The sequence below is a fragment of the Acinetobacter sp. USHLN143 genome (assembly GCF_037145695.1).
Classification (GTDB): Bacteria; Pseudomonadota; Gammaproteobacteria; order Pseudomonadales; family Moraxellaceae; genus Acinetobacter; species Acinetobacter fasciculus.
The window spans coordinates 1-234 of the sequence record NZ_JBBCWZ010000308.1; the positions used below are offsets into that span (position 1 = coordinate 1).

At 49.1% G+C, this 234-nt stretch carries 1 rRNA gene; it reads left to right on the top strand.

Going from position 1 to position 234, the window contains the following annotated elements:
• Positions 1-234: ribosomal RNA gene (locus WFH18_RS18650) — 23S ribosomal RNA — on the top strand; the annotation flags it as partial.

The window sequence follows — 234 nt, forward strand, 5'->3', positions numbered from 1 at the left end:
GAGGGGAGTGAAATAGATCCTGAAACCGCATGCATACAAGCAGTGGGAGCCGGCTTAGTCCGGTGACTGCGTACCTTTTGTATAATGGGTCAGCGACTTATATTCAGTAGCGAGGTTAACCGAATAGGGGAGCCGTAGGGAAACCGAGTCTTAATAGGGCGTTTAGTTGCTGGGTATAGACCCGAAACCAGGTGATCTATCCATGAGCAGGTTGAAGGTTGGGTAACACTAACT